Source organism: Pseudomonas sp. YeP6b, from assembly GCF_025642995.1.
Classification (GTDB): domain Bacteria; phylum Pseudomonadota; class Gammaproteobacteria; order Pseudomonadales; family Pseudomonadaceae; genus Aquipseudomonas.
Map to the genome: position 1 here is coordinate 4,956,907 of NZ_CP080090.1, position 16,222 is coordinate 4,973,128.

Annotated in this window: 13 protein-coding genes; 7 read left to right on the forward strand and 6 right to left on the reverse strand. The window is 59.8% G+C overall.

What is annotated here, in order from left to right:
* Window positions 1–72: 72 nt before the first annotated feature.
* Entirely contained in the window at window positions 73–2,199 is a 2,127-nt protein-coding gene (gene recQ / locus KZH41_RS22275) for a DNA helicase RecQ (RefSeq protein ID WP_094951621.1), read from the reverse strand.
* Window positions 2,200–2,474: 275 nt separating this feature from the next.
* Here recQ and KZH41_RS22280 point away from each other — a divergent pair, with 275 nt between their 5' ends.
* From KZH41_RS22280 to KZH41_RS22290, 3 genes are all read left to right on the forward strand, one after another.
* Complete coding sequence (locus KZH41_RS22280) at window positions 2,475–3,062, forward strand: YecA family protein (RefSeq protein ID WP_094951588.1); 588 nt, start codon at window positions 2,475–2,477, stop codon at window positions 3,060–3,062.
* 20 nt (window positions 3,063–3,082) lie between these two features.
* Window positions 3,083–3,466 carry a YbaN family protein gene (locus tag KZH41_RS22285; protein WP_094951587.1) on the forward strand — a complete coding sequence of 128 codons (384 nt, stop codon included), beginning with the start codon at window positions 3,083–3,085 and terminating at the stop codon, window positions 3,464–3,466.
* A gap of 1,277 nt (window positions 3,467–4,743) precedes the next feature.
* Window positions 4,744–8,214 (forward strand): PAS domain-containing hybrid sensor histidine kinase/response regulator, encoded by a 3,471-nt coding sequence (locus KZH41_RS22290; RefSeq protein WP_263273721.1) that lies wholly within the window; start codon window positions 4,744–4,746, stop codon window positions 8,212–8,214.
* A 61-nt stretch (window positions 8,215–8,275) separates the two neighbouring features.
* On the opposite strand, the gene rmuC is transcribed toward KZH41_RS22290, so the two are convergent.
* Window positions 8,276–9,640, reverse strand: coding sequence for a DNA recombination protein RmuC (gene rmuC, locus KZH41_RS22295; protein WP_263275128.1), 1,365 nt, complete (start codon window positions 9,638–9,640; stop codon window positions 8,276–8,278).
* A gap of 175 nt (window positions 9,641–9,815) precedes the next feature.
* Complete coding sequence (locus tag KZH41_RS22300) at window positions 9,816–10,139, reverse strand: sel1 repeat family protein (RefSeq protein WP_094950298.1); 324 nt, start codon at window positions 10,137–10,139, stop codon at window positions 9,816–9,818.
* Window positions 10,140–10,596: 457 nt separating this feature from the next.
* On the opposite strand from KZH41_RS22300, the gene KZH41_RS22305 reads away from it, so the two are divergent.
* The 4 genes from KZH41_RS22305 (at window position 10,597) to KZH41_RS22320 (ending at window position 13,784) form a co-directional block, all read left to right on the forward strand.
* Window positions 10,597–10,902, forward strand: a complete 306-nt coding sequence (locus KZH41_RS22305; protein ID WP_094950297.1) for a hypothetical protein — start codon at window positions 10,597–10,599, stop codon at window positions 10,900–10,902.
* 443 nt (window positions 10,903–11,345) lie between these two features.
* Window positions 11,346–11,570 carry a hypothetical protein gene (locus KZH41_RS22310; RefSeq protein WP_071482924.1) on the forward strand — a complete coding sequence of 75 codons (225 nt, stop codon included), beginning with the start codon at window positions 11,346–11,348 and terminating at the stop codon, window positions 11,568–11,570.
* A 280-nt stretch (window positions 11,571–11,850) separates the two neighbouring features.
* Window positions 11,851–12,333, forward strand: coding sequence for a hypothetical protein (locus KZH41_RS22315; protein WP_263273722.1), 483 nt, complete (start codon window positions 11,851–11,853; stop codon window positions 12,331–12,333).
* Between the two features lie 146 nt (window positions 12,334–12,479).
* The gene (locus KZH41_RS22320) at window positions 12,480–13,784 is read left to right on the forward strand and encodes an OmpP1/FadL family transporter (protein ID WP_242151654.1); all 1,305 of its coding nucleotides are present in this window, start codon (window positions 12,480–12,482) and stop codon (window positions 13,782–13,784) included.
* Window positions 13,785–13,848: 64 nt separating this feature from the next.
* Here KZH41_RS22320 and KZH41_RS22325 read toward each other — a convergent pair whose 3' ends face one another.
* The 3 genes from KZH41_RS22325 to KZH41_RS22335 all read right to left on the reverse strand — a co-directional run bounded on the left by KZH41_RS22325 (window position 13,849) and on the right by KZH41_RS22335 (window position 16,210).
* Window positions 13,849–14,397, reverse strand: a complete 549-nt coding sequence (locus KZH41_RS22325; RefSeq protein ID WP_263273723.1) for a glutathione peroxidase — start codon at window positions 14,395–14,397, stop codon at window positions 13,849–13,851.
* Window positions 14,398–14,547: 150 nt separating this feature from the next.
* Window positions 14,548–15,753: an MFS transporter gene (locus KZH41_RS22330; protein WP_412548775.1), complete on the reverse strand. Its 1,206-nt coding sequence runs from the start codon at window positions 15,751–15,753 to the stop codon at window positions 14,548–14,550.
* A gap of 52 nt (window positions 15,754–15,805) precedes the next feature.
* Window positions 15,806–16,210: a MarR family winged helix-turn-helix transcriptional regulator gene (locus tag KZH41_RS22335; protein WP_083357456.1), complete on the reverse strand. Its 405-nt coding sequence runs from the start codon at window positions 16,208–16,210 to the stop codon at window positions 15,806–15,808.
* Window positions 16,211–16,222: the final 12 nt, after the last annotated feature.

A 16,222-nucleotide genomic window follows, 5' to 3' on the forward strand; every position in this document is an offset into this window, starting at 1 on the left:
AGCTAAGCATGAGCCATGCCATGAGGCAAGCACCGCTATGTACTGATTCGTTACATTGGCGCAATTAGCACACTAAATTTCGAATTCAGACTGCAAAGCGGCACGCACACAGTACAAAACGCCCTCTGGAACACGCCCGGTAAACAGCGGCGCGATCTCCGCAACCGGTGGCAATTCGCCTTCCCCGTCGAGGAATGCGTCCTGGATTTCACCGAGCAGATCTTCCGGCAAATCAAGGGCCTGCTCTAAAGACAGCTGCTGCTTGCCGATGGATTCAGCCAGCAAGGTGTAGACGTTTTTTTCCGAGCATTGCAGCTGGCCAGCGATCTGGATCGGGGTCATGCCCGCACGCGCCAGGCTGATCAGTTCGTGGCGAATATCGGCGACTTCCTTCGGCGCTTCGACCTGGCCGCCGAGCACTTCGAGGAAGGCCTGCCCGTAGCGTTCCAGCTTGCGCGCACCGACGCCACTGACCCGGGCCATTTCGGCCATGGTGGTGGGCTGCTCGCGCAGCATCTCCAGCAAGGTGGAGTCGGGGAAAATAACGTAAGGCGGCACGCTGTGTTCCTGCGCGAGCTTGCGGCGCAGGGTGCGCAAGGCTTCCCACTGCTCGCGTTCTTCGCCACGCACCAACTGGCTGGCCTGGCTGGTGCTGCTCTTGGCCGTGGTTTGCGGCTTAAGGTCACGGCGCAACTCCAGGCTCACTTCGCCTTTGAGCAATGGCCGGCAGCTGTCGTTCAGGCGCAGGCCGCCATACCCTTCAAGGTCGATGTCCACCAGGCCGCGCGCGACCATCTGGCGAAACAATGAACGCCACTCGCCTTCGGCGCGGGCTTTACCGACGCCATAGACCGAGAGCTTCTGATGGCCGAAGCTGCGCACTTTTTCGTTGTCCTTGCCCAGCAACACATCCACCAGATGGCCCACGCCATAACGCTGGCCGGTGCGGTAGATGGCCGACAACGCCTGGCGCGCCGGCTCGGTGGCATCCCAGGTCTGCACGCCGTCGACGCAGTTGTCGCAGTGGCCGCACGGCTCGGGCATGTCCTCGTCGAAATACGCCAGCAGGGTCTGACGGCGGCAGCGGGTCTCTTCACACAGCGACAGCATGGCGTCGAGCTTGTGTTGTTCCAACCGCTTGTGGCGCTCGTCACCTTCGGAGTTCTGCAGCATCTGCTTGAGCATCACCACATCTTGCAGGCCGTAGACCATCCAGGCATCCGCCGGTAGACCATCACGGCCGGCGCGACCGGTTTCCTGGTAATACGCCTCGAGGGACTTGGGCAGGTCCATGTGCGCCACAAAGCGCACGTTGGATTTGTCGATGCCCATGCCGAACGCAATGGTGGCCACCATAATCAGGCCTTCCTCGTTGAGGAAGCGTTTCTGGTGGGCAGAGCGCGTTTCATTGGGCAGGCCGGCGTGGTACGGCAGCGCCGGGTAGCCCTGCTCGCAGAGGAACGCGGCGACTTCATCGACCTTCTTGCGTGACAGGCAATAGACAATGCCCGCGTCGCTGCGCCGCTCGGACAGGAATGCCAGCAACTGCTTGCGCGGCTGCTCCTTGGGCACGATGCGGTAGAAAATATTCGGCCGGTCGAAGCTCGACAGGAAGCGCTCGGCGTTCTGCAAATGCAGGCGCTCGACGATTTCTTCACGGGTGCGTTTGTCGGCGGTGGCGGTCAAGGCGATACGCGGTACGTCGGGGAACAATTCCGCCAACTGGCCCAACTGTAAATATTCGCGACGGAAGTCGTGGCCCCATTGCGACACACAGTGGGCTTCGTCGATGGCGAACAATGCGATTTCCAGGCTCTGCAAAAACGCCAGCATGCGCGGCTGCACCAGGCGCTCGGGGGCGAGGTAGAGCATCTTCACTTCACCGCGCTTGATGCGTGCGGCCAGGTCGCGTTGCTGCTCGGCGCTGAGGGTGGAGTTCAACGCCGCGGCGGCAACGCCGAGCTCTTCAAGGGTGGCGACCTGGTCGTCCATCAGCGCGATCAGCGGCGACACCACCACGGCCAGGCCGTTGCGCAACAGCGCCGGCACCTGGAAGCACAGGGATTTGCCGCCGCCGGTAGGCATCAATACCAGGGCGTCGCCGCCATTGGCCACGCGCTCAATGATCGCACCCTGGCGGCCACGAAAACTGTCGTAGCCGAAGATGTCCTTGAGGACGCGTTGAGCCTGCTCGAGCATGTAAAACTCCAAAATGGTGCCGAAATCCCTCTGTACAGGCTGGCCGAAAAAACCCGGCTTCACGGGAAATAATCCGTAAGCGAAGTTTTCACGGGTTGGCGCTTGGCCTGCAGGGGCATCACAAAACGCGGCAGTATACCCGAGCGTTACTGTGCAAAGGGCGCCACCGACGAATTGCGAGCGCTATCTAAAACCTGGCAAATATGCCGTGTGGCTGGCCTGGGCGCTCAAGAAAGCCTAGAATTGCGCATCGTTTATTCCCAAGGTATCCCGTAATGTCCTTCGCTGAGCAACTAACCCGCCTGCAAGCCTTCCTCGACGCCGATGAGCTGCATGACGAGGCGCTGGACTACGTGGCCGCCCACGGCTACCTGACCGCCCTGTCGATCTCTTCCGACATCGTGCCGGACCGTGAGTGGATCGACGCCTTGTTCGCCGAAGAACCTCATTACGCCGATGCCGCCCAGCGCGAAGAAATCGAATCCACCCTGCTGGCCCTCAAAGCCCACATCGGTCGCCAACTGGCCTCCGATGAGGAATTCGAGCTGCCGTGCGACCTGGACCTCGGCGAAGAGCCGGATGACTCCGACCTGCGCGGCTGGTGCATCGGCTTCATGGAAGGCGTGTTCCTGCGCGAAGCCGCCTGGTTTGAGACCGCCGAGGAAGAAGTCAGCGAAATGCTGCTGCCGATCATGGTCGGCTCGGGCCTGTTCGACGACCAGCCGGAGTTTTCCGACATCGCTGCCGATGCCAACCTGATGGATGACATGATCGTACAGATACCGGAAGCCCTGACTGCGCTGTACCTGCTGTGCAACGCGCCTGACGAAAAACCGGCGATCCTCAAGCCACGTCACCACTGAGTCGTTTGCCCGTGACACCCATGGGCAACCGCTCGCCGCTCCTGCGTTACGCACTCCTGGCCATCGGCTGGCTGAGCGTGGCGCTGGGGGTGATCGGCATTTTCCTACCGGTGTTGCCGACCACACCCTTCCTGCTTCTCGCCGCCGCCTGCTTCGCTCGAAGCTCCCCGCGTTTCTACCACTGGCTGGTGGAACACCCGCGCCTGGGCCCGTGGATCAAAGACTACCTGGACGGCAACGGCATTCCGCTCAAGGGCAAGGTTTATGCAATTGGCTTGATGTGGCTGAGTATTGGCGTCTCCTGCTACTTGGTGCCGCTGCCGTGGGCACGCGGGTTTATGCTGACCAGTGCGGTGCTGGTGACGATCTATATCTTGCGTCAGAAGACCTTGCCACCGAGGTAGCGGTGGAGGCTGAATTCTGCGGGAGCTGGCTTGCCTGCGATCGCATCAACCGGGTGCCACTGATAGACCGCGCTGCCCGCATCGCAGCATAGGTATCTACACATCTTTTTATGGGTTGGGTTCTTTGGTTGTCGTGGGGGCGCTGGGTGCATATCCGTTATTTGGGCCATGGCCTCTATTGGTTCCGCTCTTACAGCGGGTCACTTTTGGAAAAGAGCCCCAAAGTAACCAAAGGGCTCTTGCCCCACCACTCGGTGCCTCGCCTAGGCTCGGCATGCCCTCACTCCGGCTTGAATCCGTGGGCCGCCGCCATGGGCCATCCTTGGCCCATCGCGGCTAACCCGGCGTCCTGCCGGGTTACCCACGGATTCAAACCTGCGTTCGGCCATCGTGGTTTAACGGGGCGCCTCAGATCAAGATCAAGATCAAAAGCAAGAGCACGGCGGCCTAGTAGCCGACCTGAGTGGTAGAAGCAAAAGCAGGGCAAAAGCACAGCAGAAGCACAGCAGAAGCACAGCAGAAGCACAGCAGAAGCACAGCAGAAGCACAGCAGAAGCACAGCAGAAGCACAGCAGAAGCACAGCAGAAGCACAGCAGAAGCACAGCAGAAGCAGATCTGCTTTTCTGTGGGAGCTGGCTTGCCTGCGATGCAGGCACCTCGGTGTATCAGGTACACAGAGTTGATGCCATCGCAGGCAAGCCAGCTCCCACATTGGATTGAGTTCAGCTTCCACTATCAGGTCGGCTGTCAGGCCGCCTCGGCTTCGCTTTTGATTTAACCACTCAGGTCGGCTACTAGGCCGCCGTGCTCTTGCTTTTGATCTTGATCTTAGGCGCCCCGTTAAACCACGCTGGCCGAACGCAGGCTTTGAGCGTGGGTAAACCGGCAGGACGCCGGTTTAGCCGCGATGGGCCAAGGATGGCCCATGGCGGCGGCCCACGGTCCAAAGCCGGAGTGAGGGCATGCCGAGCCTAGGCGAGGCACCGAGTGGTGGGGCAAGAGCCCTTTGGTTACTTTTGGGGCTCTTTTCCAAAGTGACCCGCCGTAAGGGCGGAACCAATAGCCGCCGTTACCACAGCAACGGATATGTACTCATACCTACCTAAAAACCCCGTCAAAAACTCAGCGCAACACAAAAATTTGCGTAGATACCCATGCGCATCGCAGGAAAGCCAGCTCCCACACGACCTTAGTCGACACTGACTAACCCCAAGCATCATGCGAGACTGTCTCACCGGGCCTGGAATGCCTGGGTGTTCTTATGCTCGGAGTTACCATGACGCTGTCCAGCGGGCTGATCGCCGCCGTTGCCCTGGCCTATATGGCCATTATGTTTGCCATCGCCTTTTACGGTGACCGCCGCCACGCGCCGTTGCCGCCGAAGGTGCGTGCGTGGGTGTACAGCCTGTCGCTGGCCGTCTACTGCACCAGCTGGACGTTCTTCGGCGCGGTAGGCCAGGCCGCCGAACAACTGTGGGCATTTTTACCGATCTACTTAGGACCGGTACTGCTGCTGGTGTTGGCACCTTGGGTGCTGCAGAAGATGATTCTGATCAGCAAGCAGGAAAACATCACCTCGATCGCCGACTTTATCGCCGCGCGCTACGGCAAATCCCAGTCCCTGGCGGTGGTGGTGGCGCTAATCTGCCTGGTCGGCGTGCTGCCCTACATCGCGCTGCAGCTCAAAGGCATCGTGCTGGGCGTGAACCTGCTGATCGGCTCCGGCCCCGACACCACCGGCACCCGCGCCCAGGACACCGCGCTGATCGTGTCGCTGGTACTGGCGCTGTTCACCATCGTGTTCGGTACACGCAACCTCGACGCCACTGAACACCACCGCGGCATGGTGCTGGCGATTGCGTTTGAATCACTGGTCAAGCTGTTCGCCTTTCTCGCCGTCGGTGCGTTCGTGACCTACGGCCTGTACGACGGTTTCGGTGACCTGTTCAGCCAGGCGATGCTGGCGCCGCGCCTTGAGGAGTACTGGAAAGAAACCATCAACTGGCCGTCGATGGTGGTGCAAACCGGCGTGGCAATGATGGCGATTATCTGCCTGCCTCGCCAGTTTCACGTCACCGTAGTAGAAAACATCGACCCGCAGGATTTGCGCCTGGCCAAGTGGGTATTCCCGGCCTACCTGATCCTGGCCGCGCTGTTCGTCGTACCCATTGCCCTGGGCGGCAAAATGCTGCTGCCCGGTTCGGTATTGCCCGACTCCTACGTGATCAGCCTGCCCATGGCCCAATCGCATCCGGCCCTCGCCGTGCTGGCGTTTATCGGCGGCGCGTCGGCGGCAACCGGTATGGTGATCGTGGCCAGCATTGCCTTGTCGACCATGGTGTCCAACGACATGTTGCTGCCGTGGTTGCTGCGCCGCTCCGGCGCCGAGCGGCCGTTCGAAGTGTTCCGCCACTGGATGCTGTCGGTACGCCGGGTCAGCATTGTGATCATCCTGCTGCTGGCCTACGTGAGTTATCGGCTGCTCGGTTCCACCGCAAGCCTGGCGACCATCGGCCAGATTGCCTTCGCCGCCGTCACCCAACTAGCCCCGGCGATGCTCGGCGCACTGTACTGGAAGCAGGCCAACCGGCGGGGTGTATTTGCTGGGTTAGCGGCAGGCACCTTTTTGTGGTTCTACACCTTGGTCCTACCAGTGACCGCGAAAAGTCTTGGCTGGTCGCTCAGCCTTTTCCCCGGCCTGACGTGGATGCATTCACACCCCTTTGGCTTTTCCGTCACCTCGCTGACCCTGGGCACCGTGTTCTCGCTGGCGGGTAACTTCACGCTGTTCGTGTGGGTCTCGATGCTGTCGCGCACAAGGGTTTCCGAGCATTGGCAGGCCGGACGTTTTATCGGTCAAGAGACCAGCCAACGCGCCAGCGCGCGCTCAATGTTGTCGGTACAGATCAGCGACCTGCTCAGCCTGGCCGCACGCTTTGTCGGTGAAGAGCGCGCGCAGCAGAGCTTTATCCGCTTCGCCTATCGTCAGGGCAAAGGCTTTAACCCGAATCAGAATGCCGATAACGACTGGATCGCCCACACCGAACGCCTGCTGGCCGGTGTGCTCGGCGCTTCTTCGACGCGCGCTGTAGTAAAAGCCGCGATTGAAGGGCGGGAAATGCAGTTGGAGGACGTCGTACGCATCGCCGACGAAGCCTCCGAGGTGCTGCAGTTCAACCGCGCGCTGCTGCAAGGCGCGATTGAAAACATCACCCAGGGCATCAGCGTGGTCGACCAGTCGCTGAAACTGGTGGCCTGGAACCGGCGCTACCTGGAACTGTTCAACTACCCCGACGGCTTGATCAGCGTCGGCCGGCCGATTGCCGACATCATTCGCTACAACGCCGAGCGCGGCCTGTGCGGGCCGGGCGAAGCTGAAGTGCACGTGGCACGGCGCCTGCACTGGATGCGCCAGGGCCGCGCACACACCTCCGAACGTTTGTTCCCGAATGGACGCGTGATCGAGCTGATCGGCAACCCGATGCCCGGCGGTGGGTTTGTCATGAGCTTCACCGATATCACCGCGTTCCGTGAAGCCGAGCAGGCGCTGACCGAGGCCAACGAGGGCCTTGAGCAACGGGTGACCGAGCGCACCCATGAACTGTCGCAACTGAATGTGGCGCTCACCGATGCCAAAGGCGTGGCCGAGTCCGCCAGCCAGTCGAAAACGCGCTTTCTGGCAGCGGTGAGCCATGACCTGATGCAACCGCTGAACGCGGCACGGCTGTTCTCCGCCGCCCTCTCCCACCAGAACGACGGCCTGTCTGCCGAAGCCCGCCAGTTGGTGCAGCACTTGGACAGCTCGCTGCGTTCCGCCGAAGACCTGATCAGCGACCTGCTGGATATCTCGCGCCTGGAAAACGGCAAGATCAACCCACAGCGCCAGCCCTTTGTGCTTAACGAGCTGTTCGACACCCTGGGCGCCGAATTCAAGGCTTTGGCCCACGAACAAGGCCTGCGTTTCCGCCTGCGTGGCAGCCGTTTACGGGTGGACAGTGACATCAAGTTGCTGCGGCGAGTCCTGCAGAACTTTCTGACCAACGCCTTCCGCTATGCCGACGGCCCAGTGCTACTTGGCGTACGCCGGCGCAAGGGTGAGCTGTGCCTGGAAGTGTGGGACCGCGGCCCGGGCATTCCACTGGATAAACAGCAGGTAATCTTCGAAGAGTTCAAGCGCCTCGACAGCCACCAGACCCGCGCCGAAAAAGGCCTGGGCCTGGGACTGGCGATCGCCGATGGCTTGTGCCGAGTGCTGGGCCATAGCTTAAGCGTACGTTCGTGGCCGGGCAAAGGCAGCGTGTTCAGCGTGCGCGTGCCGTTGGCGCGCAACCAGGCCAGCCCAAGGGTCAAGCCGACGCTAGACAATGGGCTGCCATTGAGTGGCGCGCAGGTGCTGTGCGTAGACAATGAAGAGAGCATCCTGATCGGCATGCGCAGCCTGCTGACGCGCTGGGGCTGCGAGGTGTGGACCGCCACCGATCAGGCGCAGTGCGCAGCATTGCTGGCCGAAGGCATGCGCCCGCAACTGGCGCTGGTGGATTACCACCTGGACCATGGCGAAACGGGTACTGAGCTGATGGGCTGGCTGCGGGCGCAATTGGCCGAGCCGATTCCCGGGGTGGTGATCAGCGCCGATGGCCGGCCGGAGATGGTGGCCGAGGTGCATGCGGCGGGGTTGGATTATTTGGCCAAGCCGGTGAAGCCTGCGGCGTTGCGGGCGCTGTTGAGTCGGCATTTGCCGCTGTAGGACGGCTGAGCACAATGCCTTGTGGGAGCTGGCTTGTCAGCTCCCATATTTTGGATTGCGTTTAGTCCGGTAGATGCGCCACACCGTCTGAATCGGTCATGGCACGCTCAAGCAAATCCGCCGGCAGGCTTTTACTGGCGCGCGCACCCAGCAACTTTAATTGCTCGGTACGACTGACCAGATTTCCGCGTCCATCCGTCAGCTTGTTGCGTGCCGCGCTGTAAGCCTTATCCAGCTGTTGCAGACGGTTGCCCACCTCATCCAGGTCCTGGATAAACAGCACAAACTTGTCATACAGCCAACCGGCGCGCTCGGCGATTTCCCGCGCGTTCTGGCTCTGGCGCTCCTGCTTCCACAGGCTGTCGATCACCCGTAGGGTGGCCAGCAAGGTGGTGGGGCTGACGATGACGATATGGCGGTCGAACGCCTCCTGAAACAGGTTCGGCTCAGCCTGCAACGCGGCGGAAAACGCCGCCTCTATCGGCACGAACAACAGTACGAAATCGAGGCTGTGCAAGCCTTCCAGGCGTTTGTAATCCTTACCGGCCAGGCCTTTGACGTGATTGCGCAGGGACAGCACATGCTGCTTGAGCGCCGCCTGGCCTATCACGTCATCATCCGCCGCCACGTATTGTTGATAGGCCGTGAGGCTGACCTTGGAGTCGACCACCACCTGTTTGTCGCCGGGCAACATGATCAACACGTCAGGCTGGAAGCGCTCGCCGTCCGGCCCTTTAAGGCTCACCTGAGTTTGATACTCGCGGCCCTTCTCCAGCCCGGCATGTTCCAGCACGCGCTCAAGGATCAGTTCACCCCAGTTGCCCTGGGTTTTCTGGCCTTTGAGCGCGCGGGTGAGGTTGGTGGCTTCGTCCGACAGGCGCAGGTTAAGTTGCTGCAGGCGTTCAAGCTCCTTGGCCAGGGAAAAGCGTTCGCGCGCTTCGTTCTGGTAGCTTTCTTCAACGCGCTTTTCAAAGGACTGGATGCGTTCTTTGAGCGGGTCGAGCAACTGGCCCAGGCGTTCCTGGCTGGTTTCGGCAAAACGCTGTTCACGCTCGTCGAAGATCTTCCCGGCCAGCTCGGCGAATTGCGCGCGCAGCTCGTCCCGCGAGCCTTGCAGGTCGGCGAGGCGTTGTTGATGGCTTTCCTGCTGCTCACGCAGTTCGGCACGCAGTGACGCCGACAGCGCATCAAGGCGGCGCAGCTCGGTTTCTTTGGCGCTGCGGTCGAGGTTCCAGGCGTGGGCGGCGTCGCGGGCGTTATCGCGGTCGATCTGCAGCAGTTCGACTTCACGGCGCACCGCGGCCAGGTCCGCTTGCTTGGCGGCGTTGGCCTGGCTCAGGTCACTGATTTCATCGCGGCTGGCATCCAGTTGCGCGGCCAAGCCTTCCTGGGCCAGTTGCGCGGTGGCCAGGCGCTCTTCCAGCAGCTCCCAACCGCTCATGCGCGCACTCAGCCGCCGTTGGATCTGCCAGCACACGGCCAATAACGGCACTGCAGCGCCAGCGAGGCCCAAGGCAATGCTGGTCCAGTCAAACACCATAGCCATTTCTGCCATCACCGAAAAAGAGCAAGGTTAACCAAGCATAGGGCTTGAGGACAGCTCAGTCTTCGACCTGCCCCAATTCGCGCTGGGCGCGGTGGTCACCGGCACGGGCGGCCAGGCGCAACAGGTCGTGGCCGATACGGCGGTCGCGGGCGTTGCCGCACTCACGGCACATCAACTGGCCCAGGCGGCTCTGCGCGGCGACCACGCCTTCACGGGCCGGCTGCTTGAGTAAACGCCCGGCGAAATGCTTGATGTTGGTGTTGTGCCCCAGGTGCGGGCTGTCGAGCAGCCACAAGGCGACTTTTAAGGAGAAACGCTTGGGTGCGGTAACAGTTTGAGGGGTGTCGGTAACAGAAGGTGGTACTGAGCGAAACTTCATAAAGCACTGCGGGACAGAACGGAAGGCGCGCCACTCTACTCTTTTTTTCCTACAGGTAAAGCTGAAAAATCTCAGCACGCCCGTCCTAGAGCAAGCGCTTGGGACAATCCACAGAAGCTGTGGATAACTCAGTGGACAACCCGCCTTTAACTCGCGCAAAGCCCCATGGAACGGGGGCTGCAGTCAAACTGACGATTTTTTCACCAATAAAAAAAAGCGATATTTTTCATTGACTTAAATTTTCATCGCAGGCAAACAGCGCTGCTTCCAGGCGGTTGCCGGCGGGGTTACACACCTCGCAACTAATGTGCACAAGTACCCATCCACTGGTTATATCTCCGCCGTTTTTTACTTCAATGCGTCCGAAAAATGTTACCGGCGGTACAAACCGGGGGCCTTTTCAAAATTGCTTCGGCTCGCCACACTGCCTGACCTCCACGCAACCTTGTAAGGCTCGATGAAAGGAATTCTCTTATTCGCCATGTTGCTGCTGGCCATCTGTGCGATCTCATTGGGCATCAACGCAGCGCTGCCCTCACCCGACGGTGCACTGTTTGCCATCGCGATCCTGCTATCGGCAGCGTTTACCGCCGTGAGCCTGTGCATCGAACTGGGCGATGGCCGCATCAATGACATGCGCGACGTGATGAAGGTAATCGAAACCGGCCGTTCCTGGCGCCTGACCCTGGCGGCCTACGGGCTGGGCTGCTCACTGGTGGCGGCCGCGACGGTGCTGGTGTATCGCGGGCTGCTGGGCGGCTGATTGAAGTTTTTTGGTTAGCACACTTCCCTTGCGTGCTTCAATCCGTTACTATCCGCAACGTTAGTACCAAGCTGAAAGTCAATTCTGGTCGAACAACTCCCCTGAACAACACGGGATCGACCACCTCGATGGTTTCCAGGTATTTCTTGCGACGACACTGCCTTTGAACAAGCAAAGGGTGTCGCGAAGTTTCAATACTCTGACCGAACCAGCCTGCAAATTGATCAGGATCTTCACCCCGGGCCCAGAACCTTTGCCCATGTTGTGTTGCCTGCCCTCCTAAGTACCTACCTGCCAGCCAAAGCGCGCCTAACTTATTAGCGCTTCAAACTGGCTGCTTTGTTCCAGTCGGGTTCTTCGTTTGATCAATGGTGATCAGCGTCACTGGAACGTTTTAACGTTGCACGGTTCTTATCCGTGTCATTTGTAGGAACACCAATAATATGTCCACTCAAATCCACACTCAGGATGCCATTCGCACCCTCACTAACGCTTTTGCACCAATGAACTGCCTGATCATGGCCGCTCGCAAAGGCTGCTTCAGCTTCACCCTGGTCAACGAACACGGCATCGCTCGTCACAGCGAACGCCTGTACCCCGATCAATACTCCAGCGCAGAACCGCTGCAGGCCGTGATCGAGCGTACCCGTCAGGCATTGACTGCCTGATCGACCCGAGTCGCTGAAACACAAAAACCCTGCTTAAAACGCAGGGTTTTTTATTGCCTGAAATTCAGCATCGGAACACAAGTACTCAGTACGAATAGATATAAACGTTATAACTAAATGAAGAAGATGTTTTAAAAACAGTCCTTTACATCACAAATATGACACTACACTTCAACTCAAGCGGCATGATCCGCTTGCGACGAGCCTGAGATCCGATCCACTGCTGCCAAGCCCCCACCGTCTCAGGCATCGTCGACCACTTTCATGGACTGAGGCTTGTATGGGTATCGCCGCCAGCGAATTGTGTCGTTATGTGATCAGGCCGACGTTGATTTACCTCGGCCGCCATAACCCTGCAGCTGAAGCCCTGCTGTTGGGCATTGCCGCCAGCCAATCGGAACTCGGCTCGGCCCTGCATGACCGCCGCGGCCACGGCTTGTACAGCATCACCGAGCCACGCCACCGCGCCCTCTGGGACGATTACCTCGCACGCGACCCCGAACGCGCCAGCCTGGTGCGCGGCCTGGCCAGCCAAAACGCCTTCCTCAGCGCGCCCCAGCTGGAACTCACGGTTAACCTGCGTTACGCCACCGCCATCGCCTGGCTGCTGGTGGAGCAACACCGCCCTGCCCTGCCGCCACCGGGCGACGTACTGGGCATGGCGCGTATCTGGAAAGAAATATTTCACCCTCAAGGTCGGCTGCGGGATTTCACCCAAGCCTGGCAAACCTGTGTTTCACCCATGAATCAGGTCACTTGTTGATCAGGCGTTTTGCAAGATTCGGCTAAAAACGCTGATTTTGGTCTGATTGTCCTACAAAACCGCTCTATCTCCTACATTACAGCCTATAGCGCTAACTTAAATTTATTGATACTTTCCGCAGCGGTGATCACCACGGAGTTCTAATAATGAAAAAAGTAATGCTCAAGACCACACTTAGCCTCGCCGTTGCCATGGCTTCCTCCCAACTGTTCGCAAGCGGCTTCGCCCTCAACGAACAAGACGTCGCCGGTATGGGTACGGGTTTCGCAGGCCGGTCTTCTTCTGCCGAAAACGCCAGCACTGTCTTTGGTAACCCTGCCGGTATGGCTCGCCTCGAAGGCCAGCAAATCACCGGTGGCGTCGCCGCTATCGATGCATCGACCGACATCAAAGACGCCAGCGGCCGCTCACGCGGCAGTAACAAAGGGGACATGGTGCCGTTCACCGCTGTTCCTTTTGGTTTCTACACCAACAAACTTAACGACCAGTGGGCAGTCGGCTTCGGTGTTTACGCACCGTTCGGCCTGAAGACTGACTACGAACGTGGCTTCCAAGGCCGCGCATTCGGCAACAAGAGTGAAGTGGCTGTTATCACCTTCCAGCCGACTGTGAGCTACGCCTTCAACGACAAGGTGTCGATCGGTTTTGGTCCGACCATTAACCGCATTTCCGGCACCCTGGAGTCGCAACCAAGCCTCGCGGGGCTGCCGCTCCCAGGTCTGGCAGGCACCGGCGACAGCAAAATCAAAGTCAAAGGCGACGACACCGCGCTCGGCTTTAACGCCGGTATCCTGGTGCAAGCCACCGACACCACCCGTGTCGGCCTGACTTACCACTCGAAAGTGAAATACAAGCTCGAAGGCCACACCGACGTGACGCCAGGCGCCGGCGTTCCTGGCGGTTACCTGCGTGCCAACCGCTACGACGCTTCGCTGAAAGTCGACACCCCTGAATCCTGGGACGCTTCGGTTACTCAAGACCTGAGCGATGCCTGGAAGGTTTACGGTGGTGCGACCTGGACGCGCTGGAGCCGCCTGAAAGACATTACCGTCAACAACGAAGGTGTGACGGCAACGACCGGTGGTGCACTCGCACCGCGGATCGTCGGCCAGATCCAAGAGCCGCAAAACTGGCACGACACCTGGGCCTACGCCCTGGGTACCTCGTACCAAGTGACCAAGCAAGTGGTCCTGCGTACCGGCTTGACCTTCGACCAGTCGCCGACCAACAACACTGACCGTTCGCCGCGTATTCCTACCGGTGACCGGACTATCTTCAGTGTCGGCCTGGGCTACGCGGTGATGGATAACATGACCATCGACCTGGCTTACTCCTACCTCAAGGAAGAGCCGGTCAAGGTGAACAAACAGAACGCGCTGGGCCAGACCTATGCGTCCAAGTACGAAAACAGCGCCAACGGCTTCGGCCTGGGCATGACGTACAAGTTCTGATTCAAACCGTATAAAAAAGCCCCGCTCTCCTGCAAAGGAGGCGGGGCTTTTTAGTCGGCGATGATCAGGGTTTAGAGGCAATCGCCTCATCAACCGCCTTGATCAGCTCCGGGCTGTCCGGCTTGGTCAGGCTGGAGAAATTGGCGATCACCTTACCCTGGCGGTCGACCACGTACTTATAGAAATTCCACTTCGGCGCGTTGGTCTGCTGCGCCAGGACCTTGAACAAATGCACCGCATCCGGCCCCTTGACCTTCTGCGGCTCGGTCATGGTGAAGGTCACGCCGTAATTCACGTAACACACCTTGGCGGTCTCTTCGCCGGTCTTGGCCTCCTGCTTGAAGTCATCGGACGGCACGCCGATCACCTCCAACCCTTGTTCTTTATAGCGTTGATACAGGGCTTCGAGGCCTTTGAACTGTGGCGCGAAGCCACAGAAGCTGGCGGTATTGACGATCACCAGGGGTTTGCCGGCAAAGCGCTGGCACAGATCAATGGATTCCTTGGCCCGCAACTTGGGCAATTGGCCCTCCAGCAACGGCGGGCAGTTGGCAGCCATTGCTACACTGCCAGCAGCCATCAGGACGGGTACAGCGAGCCAGCGCATCAGCATGTCGAAAGTCCTTAATTCAGTTCAGACACAGAACTTAACAGATGGACATACCCAGTTGCATCAACGCGAGCCCACCCTGTTGCCAGCCCCACCAGGCCAGCCACAACAAAACCAGGCCTGCCGAAAGGGCCAGCCAGCGTAGCGTTACACTCATGCGGCCTCCATTTGCGTCAGGCGCGCCACTGGCCGCTCACGCACTGGCCAGTTCAGGGCCGCTGCAAGCAGGCTCAGCAGGATCGACACCTGCCAGATCAAATCGTAGTTGCCGGTTCGATCATAGACCACCCCGCCCAACCAGCCGCCGAGAAACGAACCGAGTTGGTGGAACAGGAACACAATCCCACCCAGCATCGAGAGGTTTCGCACGCCAAACAAGGTGGCGACGGTACCGTTGGTCAGCGGCACGGTGGACAGCCACAAAAAGCCCATCGCCATGCCGAACAGGTAGGCCGTGACTTCGGTCACCGGCGCCCACAAGAACAGCACGATCACCATCGCGCGCAGCAGATACAAGCCGGTGAGCAAGCGCGGCTTGGACATGCGCCCGCCGAGCCAGCCGGCGGTGTAGGTGCCAAACACGTTAAACAGCCCGATCAAGGCCAGCACCGTGGTGCCCACCGTGGCCGGCAGATGCTGGTCGACCAGATACGCCGGCAAGTGCACGCCGATAAACACCACCTGGAAACCGCAGACAAAAAAACCAATGGCCAGCAGCCAGAACCCAGAGTGGGAACAGGCCTCTTTCAACGCTTCGCGCAGCGTTTGCTGACCGGCCATAACCGGCAGCGGTTTGTCCTTGAGCATCGCCACCAGCGGCAGGATCAGCGCCACCATCAGGCCCAACGCCAGCAATGCAGCCGACCAGCCCAGCCAGCCGATTAGGCCCAAGGTGCCGGGCACCATGGCGAATTGGCCGAAAGAACCTGCGGCGCTCGCAATGCCCATGGCCATGCTGCGTTTTTCCGGCGGCACCGCGCGGCCGACCACCCCGAGAATCACCGAAAACGAGGTGCCCGACAGGCCGATCCCGATCAACAAGCCTGCACTGAGCGACAACGACCACGCCGAATCGGACATGCCCATCAACACCAGCCCCACGGCGTACAGCACACCGCCGACAAACACGGCTTTGGTCGCACCGAAACGATCGGCCAGGGCCCCGGTAAACGGCTGTGCCAGGCCCCAGATCAGGTTCTGCAGTGCAATGGCGAAGGCAAACGTCTCACGGCCCCAGCCGAATTCGCTGCTCATCGGCGCCAGAAACAGGCCAAAGCCGTGCCGCACACCCAAGGACAACGCCAGGATCAGCGCACTCCCCACAAGAACCCAACCACTGGTGCGCCACATCGAGGTCATTCTTATTCTCCGTCGCGGGTATATACCCGCTTGTATTCGAATAAACTCGCGCTCAGGCGAGTTCGTCCAGCAAGGCCAACAAGGTTTCGCGCTTTTCGGCGCCTAACTGATCAATCAATTTCTGCTGCGCCGCTTCCCATGCCGGCAATGCGGCGGCCAGACGTTGCTCGCCGGCGACGGTCAACACCACCAGGCGGTTGCGCAAGTCATCACCCTCGACCAACTGCACCAGGCCTTCGCCTTCCAATACCCGCAGGTTACGCCCCAGGGTACTGCGATCCAGGCCCATGGCTTCAGCCAGGCTGGAAATGCTCGGTTGATCCAGGCGTTGCAAGTTACACAGCAAAGAATACTGGGCGACGTTGATCCCGAAGCCGTCGAGAGCGCCGTCGTAGTGCCTGCTGACGCCACGGGCGGCGCGTCGCAGGTTGGTGCATAAACATTGGGAGGCAAGCATGGAAGGTGTATA

Coding starts and splice junctions, on each gene's coding strand:
- recQ (WP_094951621.1), bottom strand. CDS start 2,199: ATGCTCGAGCAGGCTCAACGCGTCCTCAAGGACATCTTCGGCTACGAC.
- KZH41_RS22330 (WP_412548775.1), bottom strand. CDS start 15,753: ATGACCTCGATGTGGCGCACCAGTGGTTGGGTTCTTGTGGGGAGTGCG.
- KZH41_RS22325 (WP_263273723.1), bottom strand. CDS start 14,397: ATGCTGATGCGCTGGCTCGCTGTACCCGTCCTGATGGCTGCTGGCAGT.
- KZH41_RS22335 (WP_083357456.1), bottom strand. CDS start 16,210: ATGCTTGCCTCCCAATGTTTATGCACCAACCTGCGACGCGCCGCCCGT.
- KZH41_RS22320 (WP_242151654.1), top strand. CDS start 12,480: ATGAAAAAAGTAATGCTCAAGACCACACTTAGCCTCGCCGTTGCCATG.
- KZH41_RS22300 (WP_094950298.1), bottom strand. CDS start 10,139: ATGAAGTTTCGCTCAGTACCACCTTCTGTTACCGACACCCCTCAAACT.
- KZH41_RS22315 (WP_263273722.1), top strand. CDS start 11,851: ATGGGTATCGCCGCCAGCGAATTGTGTCGTTATGTGATCAGGCCGACG.
- KZH41_RS22285 (WP_094951587.1), top strand. CDS start 3,083: ATGGGCAACCGCTCGCCGCTCCTGCGTTACGCACTCCTGGCCATCGGC.
- KZH41_RS22310 (WP_071482924.1), top strand. CDS start 11,346: ATGTCCACTCAAATCCACACTCAGGATGCCATTCGCACCCTCACTAAC.
- KZH41_RS22290 (WP_263273721.1), top strand. CDS start 4,744: ATGACGCTGTCCAGCGGGCTGATCGCCGCCGTTGCCCTGGCCTATATG.
- KZH41_RS22305 (WP_094950297.1), top strand. CDS start 10,597: ATGAAAGGAATTCTCTTATTCGCCATGTTGCTGCTGGCCATCTGTGCG.
- KZH41_RS22280 (WP_094951588.1), top strand. CDS start 2,475: ATGTCCTTCGCTGAGCAACTAACCCGCCTGCAAGCCTTCCTCGACGCC.